The sequence below is a fragment of the Ruminococcus sp. D54t1_190329_F1 genome, from assembly GCF_015551645.1.
GTDB lineage: Bacteria > Bacillota > Clostridia > Lachnospirales > Lachnospiraceae > Blautia_A > Blautia_A faecis.
On record NZ_JADNDC010000023.1, the window covers coordinates 1 to 15,944 of the forward strand.

Here is a 15,944-nt window from a genome sequence, read left to right on the forward strand (position 1 = left end):
TTTAACTACACGGCTCACTGGCGATTACCGTGACCGGACTTACACCGGCAAGTGTAGTCCAGCTTTGCTGGACACACACAGAAAAAAACAGGGCGCCATCACGCACCCTGCTTCATTCTCTTAATAACCTTAAGTCTGGTAAATTCCTCTCTCTCCTTCTCCTCCAAAGCATTGGAAATATCCTTGGTCAGAGCCTCGAACTTCGGAATCGTAATATTCTTCAGCGCATTCGCCCTCTTCTGAGTCTTCTTAATATTACTAGCCAGCCGAATCGCCGAATTCTCAATCATAGACAGCTTAATGGAAAGCTCCTTCACCCTCTCAAAAGCCGCCTTCGCCTCATCCAGAGACATCTTCGTACTATAATAAGCATATGTCGGCACATTTCCCGACTTATCATACTCTACCAGCGGAATCTCCGTACCCATAACACTACGTGTCTTAATACGGATAGAATTCTCCACCGGCACCGTATGGGAAATCTGATCCACAAACGCGATACCCATCTCCATATTCGCTTTCTGCAAAGCCTCATACGCAGTCCGGAACGTCTCGTCAATCTGTCCCTGGATATCCTTCGCCTGATCAACCAGATTCATCATCTCACGAATCAGAATATTACGCTTCTTATCCATCAGTTCGTAACCCTGACGGGAAAGAGCAAGTGAATTCTTAGCCAGAATTAAATTACCCTTGGTAGGAAAGGTATTCGGATCCATTCAAGTCACCTCACTCTTTATTTGGTAGTCTCGTGATAATACTGATCCAGAATCTTGGTATCAATACGGTCAAGCTCATCCTTCGGAAGCATACCAAGAAGCTCCCAGCCCTTATTCAGAGTATCGATAATACTTCTGTTCTCTGTATCTGTCTGACCGACAAACTCAGCCTCAAACGCCTTACCAAACTGCAGATACTTCTTATCCAGAGGAGAAAGCTCGTCCTCACCGATAACAGAAGCAAGGGCTCTCGCATCTCCAACCTTTGCATAACAGGAAAACAGCTGGTTGGCAACATCCTGATGGTCTGCTCTTGTGAAGCCCTCACCAATACCATCCTTCATCAGACGGGAAAGAGACGGCAGAACATTGATTGGCGGGTAAATACCCTGTCCATGAAGCTGTCTGTCCAGAACAATCTGACCCTCAGTAATATAACCGGTAAGGTCAGGGATCGGATGGGTAATATCATCATTAGGCATGGTCAGAATCGGGATCTGTGTAACAGAACCTGTACCACCGGAAACAATACCTGCACGCTCATATAAAGTAGCAAGCTCACTGTAAAGATATCCAGGATAACCTTTACGGGAAGGAATCTCTCCCTTGGAGGAAGAAACCTCACGCATTGCCTCACAGAAAGAAGTAATATCTGTAAGGATAACCAGAATATGCATACCTTTTTCAAAAGCAAGATACTCTGCTGCAGTCAGGGCAATCTTCGGAGTCAGAAGACGCTCAACAGTCGGATCATTTGCCAGGTTCAGGAACATAACAACATGATCGGAAGCACCGCTCTCCTCAAATGTTCTGCGGAAAAACTCTGCAACATCATATTTAACACCCATTGCAGCAAACACAATGGCGAAATTTTCATCGGAATCAGCACCCAGAGATGCCTGACGCACGATCTGTGCCGCCAGCTTATCATGTGGAAGACCGTTTCCGGAGAAAATCGGAAGCTTCTGTCCACGAATCAGGGTGGTCAGACCATCAATTGCAGAAATACCGGTATTGATGTAGTTACGCGGATACTCACGGGTAACCGGGTTCAGCGGCAGACCATTGATGTTCAGGCTTACCTCCGGTGTGATCTCGCCCAGCCCATCGATTGGCTGTCCAATACCGTTAAAGGTACGTCCCAGGATTTCCGGGGAGAGCCCGATTTCCATAGGATGACCGCTAAGACGTGTATGAGTGTTTCCAAGGGACATATTATCTGTACCCTCGAAAACCTGAATTACTGCTTTATCTTCGTATATTTCAATAATACGGCCAAGCTTTTCGGTACCGTCATCCATACGGAAGGAGACGATTTCCTCGTAGGAAGCGTTTTTAACGCCTTCCAGAACTACAAGAGGGCCGTTTATTTCACTAAGGCCTAAATATTCGATTGCCATAAAAAACTTACCTCCCTATCAGCCGTTTCTCTCTAATACGTTATCATAGAATCTGTCGATGTCAGCCTTATACTGGTCAAACATCTCAGGTTTGTTATTCGGAACATCATATTTGATAGCAATAACACGCTCAAAAATATTGTCCTCCTTCAGTACGGAAACCGGCATTCCCTGATTAACAAGGGAACGGCACTTCTCGTACAGATAAAGGATGATCTCCATCATATTGAACTGCTTGCTCATCGGTACACAGGTATCCTCTGCATGGAACGCATTCTGCTGAAGGAATCCAAGACGGATAACCCTTGCAATCTCCAGAGTCAGCTTCTGGTCATCCGGAAGAACATCACTACCGATCAGCTTAACGATTTCCATCAGGGAACTCTCCTGGTTCAGAATCGCCATCAGCTGATTACGGTCGCTTACAAATTTAGCAGAAACATTATCTCTGTACCATGGGGTTAAATCCTCCAGGTACTCACTATAGCTTGTAAGCCAGTGGATAGCCGGGAAATGACGGGCATAAGCCAGAGATTTATCCAGTCCCCAGAAACAGCGGACGAAACGCTTTGTATTCTGTGTAACAGGCTCGGAGAAGTCACCTCCCTGTGGGGAAACTGCACCGATGATGGAAACAGAACCCTCTGTTCCATTTAAGTTCTGCATCATACCCGCTCTCTCATAGAAAGCGGAAAGCTTGGAAGCCAGATAAGCCGGGAAGCCTTCCTCTGCAGGCATTTCCTCCAGACGTCCGGATAACTCACGAAGAGCCTCAGCCCAACGGGAAGTGGAGTCTGCCATGATGGCAACGTCATAACCCATGTCACGATAATACTCAGCCAGTGTAACACCTGTATAAATAGAAGCCTCACGGGCTGCAACAGGCATGTTTGATGTATTGGCGATCAGAGTGGTACGGTCCATCATCAGGTTTCCGGATTTCGGGTCGATCAGTTTACTGAAATCCTCCAGAACCTGTGTCATCTCGTTTCCACGCTCACCACATCCAATATAGATAATGATATCAGCGTCAGACCACTTTGCGATCTGGTGCTGTGTCATAGTTTTTCCAGTACCGAAACCGCCAGGAATCGCTGCTGTACCACCCTTTGCAATTGGGAAAAGGGTATCCAGGATACGCTGTCCGGTTACAAGCGGCACGCTTGCAGGGAAACGCTTGTAGGTAGGTCTTGGCACACGGATCGGCCATTTCTGCGCAAGTGCGATATCGCGCTCACTGCCATCAGAAAGACGAACCGTTACAATCGGGTCAAGGATGGTATATGCTCCGTCCGGAACTGCCTTGATAACCTCAGCCTCTCCAATTGTTGGCGGAACCATGGATTTATGAAGAATGGAAGCTGTTTCCTGAGTCTCGGCAATGATAGTACCTGCACTTACCATATCTCCAACTTTAACAGTTACATGAACATCCCATTTCTTAGCAGTATCAAGGGAATCAACACTTACACCACGGGAAATATATTTTCCGGAGGATTTTGCGATCTCCTCCAGAGGACGCTGGATACCGTCGAAAATGTTATGAATGATTCCAGGTCCCAGAAGAACGGAAATAGCATCGCCTGTTCCCATTACTGTATCACCTGGCTTCAGTCCTGTTGTCTCCTCGAAAACCTGTACGGTAGTCATACCCTTTTTCAGACCAATGACCTCACCGACCAGCTTCTCAGGTCCAACATAAACCATCTCGGAAATCTTAAATCCCGGGTCGCCTTTCAGATAAATAACAGGACCGTTAACGCCGTAGATAATACCTGTTTTATTCATGGCTCAGCCCTCCGTCAAATTTGAATTCTTTTTTCAGCTTCTCATAAGCACTCAGGAAAGAGTTGTCGATCAGGATGTTTTTAGCCGGGATTGTGGCTTTGATACCACCCATAAACGGTTCATCGGAAATCTCAACTGTGAATCCGGTCTTTGCTACAATAGAGCGCTGTAATGCTGTATCTTCAGCGGAAAGATAGATAAAAATCTCATCATTTCCTGCAAATTCTCTTGCCTTCTGGATTCTGCTGCACAGATAATCCTGATACGCAGGACTCTCCATGAAGTTCTCCAGATGATTCTTAACCTCTACAAAAAGCTCGTTTTTAAGCTCTGTCTGTTTGGCTGTCCAGTCACGTCTTAAAGTCAGCTGCTCAGCAGAAAGTGCCTTGTTTACCTCTCGGGTAGCATTTTCTGTCTCTGCCTTGATCTGTGCCTCGGCATCCATTTTTCTTGATTCTTTATGCTTTTCAAACATTTCTTCCAGACTCTTCTTATGTGCTTCCAGTGTATTCTCAGCCTCTGTCTGGGCTTCCGCAACGGAAGTGTCGTAGAAATGCTGCAGTTTTTCTTCAATTGTCATGCTTGGTCTTCTCCTGCCTATAACTTTAAGCCAATGGCTTCGTTAACATATCCGGTAATAAAATCAGGTTTGCGGCCTGTACCATGCCTGTCAGGGATTTCGATGATCAAAGGCGTTTTATGGTTCAGCTTTACATCGTCCACGATCTGGGGAAACTCCCTGCCGAATTTCTCGGTCAGGAGGAGAATCCCGATTTCCTTGTTGGCGATTGCTTTTTCCAGAGCGTCCTTCAGTTCGTCACGCTCATGGACTACCACGCCTTCCACACCTGCCAGTCTCATCCCTGTGCAGGTATCGATGTTGTCACTGATCAAAAACATTTTCATAATTATAATTTACCGATGATCATGAAGGAAATGATCAGACCGTAAAGAGCAACACCTTCGGCAAGACCTACGAAGATAAGGGATTTACCAAGAATGCTCTGATCCTCGCTGATTGCACCAAGAGCTGCACTTGCCGCACTGGCTACGGCAATACCACCACCGATACAGGAAAGACCTGTAACAAGAGCTGCTGCAATATATCCAAGACCTGTTGCAATACCTGCATCAGCGCCTGTTGCAGCCTGTACAGAAGAGCTTCCTGCAAACATAACCATTGCTGCTACTAACATTGTACCAAAGAAGAAAAATGCGTTTGTTGCGATTGTTGTTTTATAGCGTCCACGGCTCTTCTCGCCGATGAAATAATAACCAAATGGAACGATAATGCTTAATACAAGCGCTACTGCTAAGATAATCTGTGTCATAACTGTCATGATAATTGACCTCCTCGTGTTTTTAACATTTGTAATGTCACTGCATTTCACAGAGACATTTGATAAATATTTCACTACCAGCGGCAGTTTACTTTGCCTCCGCGTCAGAACGGAACGGCTCGAATTTTCTTCCGCTTCCTTTGTAGAAACGGCTGAACATCTCGTAATACTCAAGTCTCAGTACCTGGATACCAACGATCAGACCCTCAAGACCGCATACGAAAATATTTCCGAGAACAATCACTACCCAGTTCGGGCTTCCGTTCTCGGCACCGGCCAGCATCAGTACAACCTGCATCATAGCTGCATGGCTGACTGCATAAGCTCCGATACGCACGAAAGAAAGTGTGTTGGAGAAATAACTCAAAAGGACTTCGAACATCTCGAAAAATCCCTGAACAATAAACATTCCCACACCGCCTTCAAAGGCTGCCGGCTTCTTTTCCACAAGGTTTGTAAGAGGCTCTTTTAAGAACATTACAAGCAGCGGAAGAATAAACATAATGCAAAGAACAATACCGCCAGGAAGCTTATGGCCTGTCATGAACAATGCAATTACAATCACTGCGGATCCATAGAATACAAGGCCTGCAACAGAGTTGGTATCAAACCATACTTTCTCTGTATCCTTTGCTTTCAGGGAATTCATAATATTAAAAATCATACACAGAAGAATGATTCCCATACCAAAGCCAATAGCGATAATAAATACGGTATTCAGTTTTCCGATAAAAGGCACATTCATCATGGCATCCATAGGCCTTAACCATACAGGCTCTATAATATCCTCAAATCCGAAGACGCTGCCGAACATGAAGCCAAAGAATGTGGAAAAGATACCTGCACAGCTGATAATTCCGGCAAGATCAATATGCTTGAATCTGTAAAGAAGATATCCGCCGATCAATAAAACCAGACCCTGTCCTGCATCTCCGAACATTGCTCCGAAAATAAAGGAATAAGTAATGGCGATAAACCAGGTTGGATCCATCTCTCCATAAGCCGGAAGGCCATACATTTTGGTGTACATTTCGAATGGCTTGAAAAGCTTGGGATTCTTCAGCTTGGTAGGCGGTGTCTTATGGGCATCCTCCTGCTCATTCTCATCAATCAGACAGAAAATACGGGAATCTCCGGAAATATCATTCTGGAAAGCTTTGGCATCCTTCTCTGTCATCCAGCCACAAAGGATATAAAATGGTTCCTTCGGCTTATAATCGGCTGCTGCCTCTCCCTTATTGTCCCCATGTGTGCATGCTGCCAGTTTACGGATATCAAAGTTCCTTGAAAACTGGGAAAGTGTATGTTTGCAGGAAACAATGTCGGATGCATTTTTTCTGAAGAAAGCTTTTCTTGCCGCTTTGTTCGCATCAAGATCTGCAATTGTTTTCTTGTACTGCGCTTCAAGTGCTGTGTATGCAGCTTTGGCAGTTCCATCATACTGATCCGGTACAAAGATTTTTTCAAAGTGCATAGCAGAATATACGGCATGGATCCGCTGCGCTTCATGAACGGGAACAAAATAAATTCCCCAGATATAACGGTCATCTTCATCACATTTAATGAAAATCGTATCCAGATTATCATAAATGTATGTTTTAAATTTATCGAAATAATCTTTCTCGATCCGTCCAAAGCGATAATGGATATAACGCATTTTCAGGATTGACTGCACATCAAAGTCTACATTTCGGAACGGATAGATAATACGAAGTGATTCTGACAGAGAATCACGTTTCTCTTCCAGTTCCTGGCGTGTCTTGTTAAGGACATCCGCTTCATCTTTGATCTGCTGTACGAAAGAGAGAGCTTTTTCGATTGGCAGCTTCTTCGCAGAAGCCTGCTCCGGGTTCTCAACCTCTTCATAGAAGCTTCCGACTGTGCTTAAAGCTTCTTTATAAGGATTGATTTCAAGATAAGGGGAAAGATTCTTCACATCTGTGAGCTCAGTAAGAGCATTCTCCAGATGAATCTCATACCGGCTGAGGTAATTATTTACAACTCGGTCGATATCCTCTCTTGGCCCGGTAATGCTGACAAATTTCATTTTCTCAATCACATTGCTACCTCCGGGTTACTAATTGTTGTGAACATAATGCATTGCCTCGTCCGGATCAACCTGGTAACGAACACACTCCAGTGCGATGGTCAGACGGTTTACCTCATGCTCTTTGTGGTAAAGATAAGAATACAAAACAGCTACTGAATAAGGATCCTTGCGAGCCTCTTTCTCAAGCACGGTACGGAGCAGACTATTATAAAGCTCCTCCATGGAGATCAGGTTCAGCTGCTGATATTTCCTGCCGTACCAGGTACGGGAAAAGATCTGCTCACCTTCTTCTTTGCTGGTAGCTTCCACCAGAGCTGTGATTTCTTCTTTCTTTAGTTTATAATTCACGGGAATCAGCTGTGCGTAGATGGCTGCCGGCTCCATTTTGTAATAACGCTTGGATCTCAGGATAAACTGCAGATTCAGCATATCAAACTTCTCACCATAAGCCTTGGTGATCTCGTCCAGATCGTTTCCCTTGAATAACTTTTTGCGGACACTCCAGATCTGATTAAAATAATAAAGATCAAGAGCCATTCCGTAGTCAAATAAAAGTCCATTGCCGTTCTCATATACGCTCTGAAGCGGAGCATAGAATTCATTGCCCTTCAGGGCTGTCATGAACTCATCCATATTTCCGGCACCTGCCACTCTGTCAATGTCCAGCTTGGAATGGTGCAGGAAAAAGTCGCGGTAAGGACTCATATCCACAGGATCGGTGCTTCTGTGATCAAAGAGATTTGTCATGATCTCTTTCAGAACACGGATTTCGTAGCGCTTGGAATAAAGTGCCAGGAACTTGCGCTGCTCCTTGTTTGCAAAATTGTAAATGCGGGAGAAATTTCCGAAAATGGATTTCTTCAGAAGCTTCTCGATCTCACCTCGGTGAAGATTATTCTCATCAAGGTCTGACCATGCTTTCGCATATTCCGGCGTTTTCTTCAAATAAGCGGCTACCTGTGGAACGTCCGAAAAGCGGACGATTTCCTGAAGCTGTTCATCTGTCACCAGATGACTGCTCATAGCGCGTATTTTCGTGGAAATTCCGCTGTAGGAAAGAACGCTTCCCATTACATCACTTCCTCCTGAATGATCTTTTCAAAAATTTCTCTGGAAAGGCGTTCGTGATTCTTCGCATAGTAAGCGTCCAGCTGACTTAAGGCAGCCTGAGTGTCTTCCCGCAGGGATGACAGGCGCTTATCCTTCTCACCCTCAAGATTCCGGCGAATTTCCTTAATCTGCTCTTCTGTCTGTTTCTCCAGCTGGGTGTCGAATTCCTTGGACTGCCTTTCCATCTCAGCTGAAAGAGCTTTCTTCTTCTGCAGTGCATCCTTCATAATGGTCTCTGCAGTTGTCTCTATCTCGGATAACTTACCGATTATCTGTTCCATTTTTCCCCTCCTTTTTCAAGTTTTAAGTATCTTACACCCATTTTGATGAAAATACCAGTCAAACTTTGCCTAAAATTTTCACAAAAATTCAATACAATTCCAGATGATTTGACTAAAAATTAACGATCTTATCAATTCCTGTCATATCGAAATTTTATAATAGGTACACGTATTAATTATAAATAGGAAGAAAATCATATTTATACAGAATTTTCTCGTTTTTCCATTTGGATTTCTTGCTGATAGGTTTCATATTCAGTCAAAATTGGTCAATTTTTTCAATTAGAAGCTCTTTGCGTTCCCCCCTGACATAGAGCGTGTCTGAGGAATCACGATATCAATATTATTGCGAAAAAGCAGGAAATCATGTATAGTAGTTTTGTTAAGAATGAATACAATTTCAGCTGATTCTGACAAGCATTTTTTACCACCTGGTAAACTTTTGCAAAGAGCCGAAATCAGTTTCAGCCAGTTATAAATTTAATTACAGGAGGAAACCATGCGACTTAGAAATATACCAGGCGCCAAAGACGCAATTGAAGAAAGTATTTACGTGATCCAGAATCCCCAGGAGAATAAGGGAAACTGGAACAAGATTTTCCCACAGAATCAGCCTGTCCATCTGGAGGTTGGCATGGGAAAAGGCCGCTTTCTTATGGATATGGCGAAGCTTCATCCGGAAATCAACTATATCGGAATCGAAATGTATGACAGCGTACTCCTTCGTGCCATTCAGAAGAAAGAAGCCCTTGCAGAAGAAGGACAGGAGCTTTCTAATTTAAAATTCATGCGCATGGATGCAAGACTTCTTCCCGAAGTTTTTGAAAAAGGCGAGGTTTCCAGAATCTATCTGAACTTCTCTGATCCCTGGCCTAAGGCCCGCCACGCTTCCCGCCGCCTTACCTCTCGGGAATTTCTTTCCCGCTACGACAAAATTCTGAAAAAAGACGGAACCATCGAGTTCAAAACTGATAACCGCGGTCTGTTCGACTTTTCCCTGGAAGAAGTCCCGGAAGCAGGATGGAAACTGGAAGCTCACACCTTTGACCTCCACCATAACGAAGAAATGATGATTGGAAATGTAATGACCGAATATGAGGAAAAATTTTCCTCTATGGGAAATCCGATCTGTAAGATGATCATTCGTCGTTAAATGTTTCACCTTGCTGTATTTCTTTTCATATTATAAGGAAGAAATATCTGGCAGGAGTTTTTTATATGAAGCGAACCAGATCTTTGCAAAAATTTGCTGCTCAATTTGGCTATGAACATAAAAACAGAAGCAATCCCTTCTCCGGCATAAAAAAGCATGCCAATGAACTGTCCAAACTGCTGGACAGCATGTTTCCCAAGGACAAAAACAACAAAGAAAAATCATAAAAAGGAAGCCAAACAAATGAAAAATTCTCCGACAGAAGTGAAAAAGAAAGAAACGGAAGAGCGCAAACGTCAGGAAGAGCTGGAAAAACAAAAGCGTAACGAAACGTACCAGCTCCTTGGCGGTTCCCAGAATGACAGTGACACAGACGACGATTCCTCATTAGAAGGAAATATCCAGCAGCTGGAAAATTACAGCTATTTTGACGGCAACAAAATTCTCGAATCCTTAAAGCTCACTGCCAAAGACCGAAAAAGCGGGGAAGCCATCTATCGCCAGGGGAAAATGAATGTCACTGACATTTCCTGCGGTTACGACAGGATGAACGGTCAGCGTCTTGGCCAGATAGAGGCAACTTTCCAAACCGGCAGAAATAATTTTGATGTCACACTCCTTTTTTCTCACGAAGAAGTGACTTACGCAAGATGTGGATGCCCGGAGTGCAGTAAGAAATACTGGGGCTGGTACTCTGATAATTCCAGATGCCAGTATACCGCTGCTCTGGCTTTTTATGTGCGGGATTATGTAAGCCACAATAATTTTTCAGATGCCACAGACATGAACGGAGACTATCTGCTGAACTCCTACCGCATGGGACAAATCAAAAACGGCCAGAAAGAAACACCGGCCCAGGTTTCTCCAAGTGTTTCCCTGATTCCAAGGCTGACTCAGAATGGCAATAAGCTTTCCGTTTCTTTTAAAGTGGGAACTTCCAAAATGTTTGTGGTAAAAAAACTGGATGACTTCTGCCGCCAGGTTCGCAACGGTGAGATCGTTCAGTATGGAACCAGCACCCAGATCAGCCACAAAACGCAGGATTTCACAGAGGAGAGCCGCAAATGGATCCGCTATATTGACCGGATTGTCCGCGAGGAAGAGCAGTTTGTAGACAAAATCCAAAATTCCGGCATCTATTTGCCAAAAAAATTTAATGTTGGCAATTCTCTGGATCTTTTTGGCTGGCGTCTGGACAGTTTTTACGACAATGTCGGCAGTGAGAAAATAGATTTTGAAGATAAAACTCCGGATGCAGCCCGTAAAAAAGCCCAGCTTCACTGCAAAACAGGGAATCCACGTATTTCCATACGGATTCTGGATGCCTCTAAGGATAAAAAGCAGTTTGACGGTGTCACAGTAAAGGGATATATCCCAGAGCTTTTTCAGGGTATGGACTCTTCATACTTTATTCAGGATGACAGCTTCTGCAAAACAGAACCGGCCTTTATGGAAAAGGTCCGTCCATTGACAGCGCTTTCCAGAAATGGAGAATTCCACTTCCAGATGGGACGTAATACATTGTCCAATTTTTATCACAATGTGCTGCCTCAGCTTCAGGAGGTAGCGGATATTATGGAGGAAAATCCGGAGAAATTCAGGCAGTACCTCACCCCTGAAGCACACTTCGTATTTTATCTGGACATGGAAAACGATAACGTTATCTGCAAGGTAAGCGCCTTTTATGGAAAAAGAGAATTCTCTGTAGGAAAGCTTTTACTTCATGAGGATATCTCCCCGGACCAGCAGTTCCGTGACTTTCCTCTGGAAAACAGTGTGCTGGATCAGACCATGGAATGGCTGCCTTACTATGATCCCGACTTTGACGTACTTCACTGCAACCATGACGAAGAACTTAGCTATCAGATTATGGAGTCTGGAACTGCCGCCCTCATGGAGCTTGGCGAAGTACGCTGCACCAACCGTTTCCGCAGCAGACACACCTTAAAGACTGTAAAGGTTTCCGTTGGTGTGTCCGTATCCGGCGGACTCCTGGATCTGAATATTTCCACCGATGATATTTCCAGCCAGGAGCTTCTGGATATCCTGAAAAGCTATCAGCTGAAGAAAAAATATTACAAGCTGAAAAGCGGCGAATTTGTCAATCTTCAAGAGCAGAACCTGGAAATGCTGGCAGAACTGATGAAAACCCTTCATCTCACCCCAAAGGAATTTGTCAAAGGAAAAATGCACATTCCGGCATACCGCACCTTATATCTGGATCAGATGCTGGAGAGCAACGAAAACATATATGCCAACCGCGACCGTCATTTCCGTGAAATCGTAAAAGGCTTCAAAACCATTAACGATGCCGATTTTGAAGAGCCGGAAAGCCTTTCCAGAATCATGCGAAAATACCAGAAGAACGGTTATAAATGGCTGCGTACCCTGGAAGCATGGAAATTTGGCGGAATTCTCGCCGATGATATGGGCCTTGGAAAAACCTTACAAGTAATCGCAGTTCTTCTTGCAGCGAAGCTTGAAGGAAAAACCGGCACATCCCTGGTAGTAGCTCCCGCTGCCCTTGTTTTTAACTGGGGTGAAGAGCTTGCCCGATTTGCCCCACAGCTGAAAGTTTCCCTGATCGCAGGAAGTCAGTCCGAGCGTCAGGCAAAGCTTCAGACGTACTCAGATTTCGATGTTCTGGTCACCTCTTACGATCTTTTAAAAAGAGATATTGACCAGTATGAGGAAAAAGAATTTTTATACCAGATCATTGATGAGGCACAGTATATCAAGAATCACACAACAGCAGCAGCCAAATCTGTAAAGGTGATCCACAGCCAGACCCGCTACGCACTTACCGGAACACCAATTGAGAACCGCCTCAGTGAGCTTTGGAGCATTTTCGATTATTTAATGCCGGGATTTCTCTACGGTTATGATTCCTTTAAAAAGGAATTTGAAACTCCGATCGTAAAGAACGACGATGAGTCTGCCATGACCCGTCTGCAGAAAATGGTGTCTCCATTTATCCTTCGCCGTCTGAAAGAGGATGTGTTGAAGGATCTTCCTGAAAAACTGGAAGAAGTCCGTTACGTGAAATTTGAGGATGCACAGCAGAAGCTGTATGATGCCCAGGTTGTGCATATGAAGGAAAAAATTGCCCAGCAGGACGAGGGCGAATTTAATAAGAGCAAATTGTGGATTCTGGCTGAATTGACGAAGCTGCGACAGATCTGCTGCTCTCCTTCTCTTTGCTTTGAAAATTACCGCGGTGAATCTGCCAAGGCTGAGAGCTGTATGCAGCTGATCCAGAGTGCTATTGATGGTGGGCACCGTATGCTTTTATTTTCCCAGTTTACTTCCATGCTGGCTCTTCTTCAGGCAGCACTGGAAAAAGAGGGGATTCCTTATTACATCATCACTGGGGAAACCTCCAAGCAGAAACGACAGGAGCTTGTGAAACAGTTCAATTCTGATACCACTCCTGTATTTCTCATTTCCCTGAAAGCAGGCGGCGTTGGACTGAATCTGACAGGTGCAGATGTGGTTATCCACTATGACCCCTGGTGGAATCAGGCTGTCCAGAATCAGGCCACTGACCGTGCCCACCGTATCGGACAGACAAAGAAAGTTACCGTGTACAAGCTCATCGCCCGCAATACCATTGAAGAAAAGATCCAGAAGCTCCAGGAAGCAAAGCAGGATCTGGCAGAGCAGATCATCAGCGGTGATATGGGACAGCTGAGTGGTATGAGCAGGGAGGATATTCTGGAATTGTTGTAGGAAATAAGGTACTATTGCTATTTAATTGATTAAAAGTTCTTCAATGCGGACGCATTTGGACAATGTGTATTACTCACTCGCCGGCGCAACGCTACAGCGAACTAATCGCTAACTGCGACTAATGCGTTCGGGAGAGCCCTCACGCATAAGTCTCCGTAAGCGCTGGATTTCGCTTACGCTAAGAGCGCGCCTGAAATGGCTCGCTGGAGTAATACACATTGCCCAAATGCTGTGTACTGGCTGGGACTTGCTGGTTGATAAGAACTTTTAATGAAGAGGGGTGGGTGAGTGATTGGTTTCCCTACACTTTCTTGACAACGATAGATTGGCAAAAAACAATAAAGTTGCGGGATACCAACTACTTCACCCCACCCCCATTGTTGTCGTTATTGTTTCTTTCTTCTCTTTCCAATAACCAGCGATTTTGCAATGTATATTCGCAAGCCGCGCATTTCAGGAGCGGTTTTAGTGGAGGCGAGATCCATGACTTACGGAGACTTAGGCGCGAAGGCTCTCCTGAGCGTCTTAGTCGCAGTTAGTCATTAGCTTGCCGGAACGTTGCGACGCGCGGCGGTGAATATACATTGTGAAATCGCGTCCGGAATAATGACCAACACACTAAATAGCAATCGTAAAAGTTTTCGAAAAAATTTAAAAAAATTATAAAATTCCTATTGACTTTTGTCCTACACTTGATATATAATACATCTTGCGTTGAGGAAATAACAAATCAACGAAATAGGAAATGCGCCTTTAGCTCAGTTGGTAGAGCACCTGACTCTTAATCAGGGTGTCCAGGGTTCGAACCCCTGAAGGCGCACTGAAAGCACTGTTTTTGCGGACAAAGCGATTGCCGCGGGGACGGTGTTTTTTTGTGCCTGCAAAGCCAGTAAGATCAAGGCTTTCGGGGATTTTAACCCTTTCGACTATAAATTGTAATCTCACGTTTTTCCAAAAACTGTTACATTTGGGGTAGTTACAAATGGTTACATTTGAATACATTTTTGAATACAAATAAAGTATGCAACTTTACCTTTCAATTTCTCTTAGCAAAAAGCCCTCTGCCATAAATCATATCTGATTCTGGCAAAGGGCTTTCTTCACTTGATTTTTATAAATTTTTCTCTTTCCTTATTCTCATAATTTGCTCCATTGGAACTCCAAATATCTGAGAGATCTCTGTAGCATTGTACTTAATATAAAAATCAGCTGTTCTGCGCCTGGGATACTCTCACGGTTGCCAACCGCATTCGTAATCCTATACTTTTTTGTCAGACATTTTATCGTTTTTGGCTTTAATTGTAATATTTTCCGCGAATATTCTATAATATTTTGATTTTGTAAAAGTCAATACCTTTTTGCCGATTTCTGTCGAATTTTACATTTTCATAACAATAACCAAAACATTTGTTTCGATTCCCATTATGTAAATCAACTCATCCACATGCTTTTCCATGTGGATAATGTGGATAACTTTGTGCATAACTTGATTTTTCAACATTTTTTCATATTTTTGAAAGTGGAAAACTTTCTACCTATTAATTCACCTATCCACATTTTTTTAAAGTCTTTGTGCAATCTGCTAATTTCAACATTTTTCGACATTTTTCCTTGCAAAATATCGTATTTACAATACCTTACAAAATACACACAAATCAATTTTATTCTCTCACTATTCCCCTTTGTATCGTGGCAGGCTCCCGCCACTGTACAAAAAGGCCGGGGAAACCTTCCCCGGCTGTAAATGTCAGAACAGGATAACCGGATTTCATATCTGTTTTATCAAATGCTCCGCTCCCTCACTCTTATTCACTAAAGAAGCCGTCCGCTTCAATATAAGTTCCTACTCCCACAGTCGCCTCATAATCATAGTTGGAAATCTTGATTCCAGACGCAGATGTACTTGCATGGATAATCTGTCCATTTCCAATGTACAGTGCCACATGGCTGATTCCGCTTCCATAGAAAATCAGATCTCCTGGCTCCAGATCTTCCACGCTTTTTTTCGCTGATTGATTATACTGATCTGCTGCTACTCTGGGCAGTGAATAGCCAAACTGTGCAAACACAGACATTACAAACCCGGAACAGTCTGCTCCGTTTGTCAGACTTGTCCCACCGTAAACATAAGGATTTCCCTCAAACTGCAGCGCAAAATCCACGATTTGCTGACGAAGCTCTTCCTCAGAAAGTACCTCCTCTGCCTCTGCAGTCTCTGTCATCCCAGCTACAAATGCCTCGCCCGCCTTTTCCACAGCAGCCTTAGTCGCTGCAAACGCAGTCTGTGGAAAAATCATCTGAGAACAGACCGTTATACACATTGTCATTCCGCAGATCAGTTTTTTCATTTTATTTTTTAACATTCATACACCTC

12 protein-coding genes and 1 tRNA gene are annotated in these 15,944 nt (G+C 44.0%); 3 read left to right on the forward strand and 10 right to left on the reverse strand.

The annotated features are described in order from the left end of the window. Positions 1-98 precede the first annotated feature (98 nt). From I2D69_RS11750 to I2D69_RS11790, 9 genes are all read right to left on the reverse strand, one after another. Positions 99-719: a V-type ATP synthase subunit D gene (locus I2D69_RS11750; protein ID WP_118579368.1), complete on the reverse strand. Its 621-nt coding sequence runs from the start codon at positions 717-719 to the stop codon at positions 99-101. A 17-nt stretch (positions 720-736) separates the two neighbouring features. Beyond that, complete coding sequence (locus I2D69_RS11755) at positions 737-2,119, reverse strand: V-type ATP synthase subunit B (protein WP_118579365.1); 1,383 nt, start codon at positions 2,117-2,119, stop codon at positions 737-739. An 18-nt stretch (positions 2,120-2,137) separates the two neighbouring features. Then, complete coding sequence (locus I2D69_RS11760) at positions 2,138-3,907, reverse strand: V-type ATP synthase subunit A (protein WP_118579362.1); 1,770 nt, start codon at positions 3,905-3,907, stop codon at positions 2,138-2,140. Further along, complete coding sequence (locus I2D69_RS11765) at positions 3,900-4,487, reverse strand: V-type ATP synthase subunit E (protein ID WP_118579359.1); 588 nt, start codon at positions 4,485-4,487, stop codon at positions 3,900-3,902. Before I2D69_RS11765 ends, I2D69_RS11760 begins: the two co-directional genes overlap by 8 nt. A gap of 17 nt (positions 4,488-4,504) precedes the next feature. Then, positions 4,505-4,813, reverse strand: a complete 309-nt coding sequence (locus I2D69_RS11770) for a V-type ATP synthase subunit F (RefSeq protein WP_117851005.1) — start codon at positions 4,811-4,813, stop codon at positions 4,505-4,507. A gap of 2 nt (positions 4,814-4,815) precedes the next feature. After that, the gene (locus tag I2D69_RS11775) at positions 4,816-5,247 is read right to left on the reverse strand and encodes an ATP synthase subunit C (RefSeq protein WP_118579356.1); all 432 of its coding nucleotides are present in this window, start codon (positions 5,245-5,247) and stop codon (positions 4,816-4,818) included. An 88-nt stretch (positions 5,248-5,335) separates the two neighbouring features. Then, positions 5,336-7,306 carry a V-type ATPase 116kDa subunit family protein gene (locus I2D69_RS11780; protein WP_173736221.1) on the reverse strand — a complete coding sequence of 657 codons (1,971 nt, stop codon included), beginning with the start codon at positions 7,304-7,306 and terminating at the stop codon, positions 5,336-5,338. Positions 7,307-7,324: 18 nt separating this feature from the next. Then, positions 7,325-8,368, reverse strand: coding sequence for a V-type ATPase subunit (locus I2D69_RS11785; protein ID WP_118579353.1), 1,044 nt, complete (start codon positions 8,366-8,368; stop codon positions 7,325-7,327). Then, entirely contained in the window at positions 8,368-8,688 is a 321-nt protein-coding gene (locus tag I2D69_RS11790; protein WP_118579350.1) for a hypothetical protein, read from the reverse strand. Before I2D69_RS11790 ends, I2D69_RS11785 begins: the two co-directional genes overlap by 1 nt. A gap of 499 nt (positions 8,689-9,187) precedes the next feature. On the opposite strand from I2D69_RS11790, the gene trmB reads away from it, so the two are divergent. The 3 genes from trmB to I2D69_RS11805 all read left to right on the forward strand — a co-directional run bounded on the left by trmB (position 9,188) and on the right by I2D69_RS11805 (position 14,390). Further along, positions 9,188-9,841: a tRNA (guanosine(46)-N7)-methyltransferase TrmB gene (gene trmB, locus I2D69_RS11795; protein WP_195379944.1), complete on the forward strand. Its 654-nt coding sequence runs from the start codon at positions 9,188-9,190 to the stop codon at positions 9,839-9,841. Positions 9,842-10,084: 243 nt separating this feature from the next. Next, the gene (locus tag I2D69_RS11800; RefSeq protein ID WP_243243808.1) at positions 10,085-13,570 is read left to right on the forward strand and encodes a DEAD/DEAH box helicase; all 3,486 of its coding nucleotides are present in this window, start codon (positions 10,085-10,087) and stop codon (positions 13,568-13,570) included. 747 nt (positions 13,571-14,317) lie between these two features. Further along, positions 14,318-14,390 (forward strand) — tRNA-Lys (locus I2D69_RS11805). 985 nt (positions 14,391-15,375) lie between these two features. On the opposite strand, the gene I2D69_RS11810 is transcribed toward I2D69_RS11805, so the two are convergent. Beyond that, positions 15,376-15,933 (reverse strand): C40 family peptidase, encoded by a 558-nt coding sequence (locus I2D69_RS11810; protein WP_195379946.1) that lies wholly within the window; start codon positions 15,931-15,933, stop codon positions 15,376-15,378. Between the last annotated feature and the right edge of the window lie 11 nt (positions 15,934-15,944).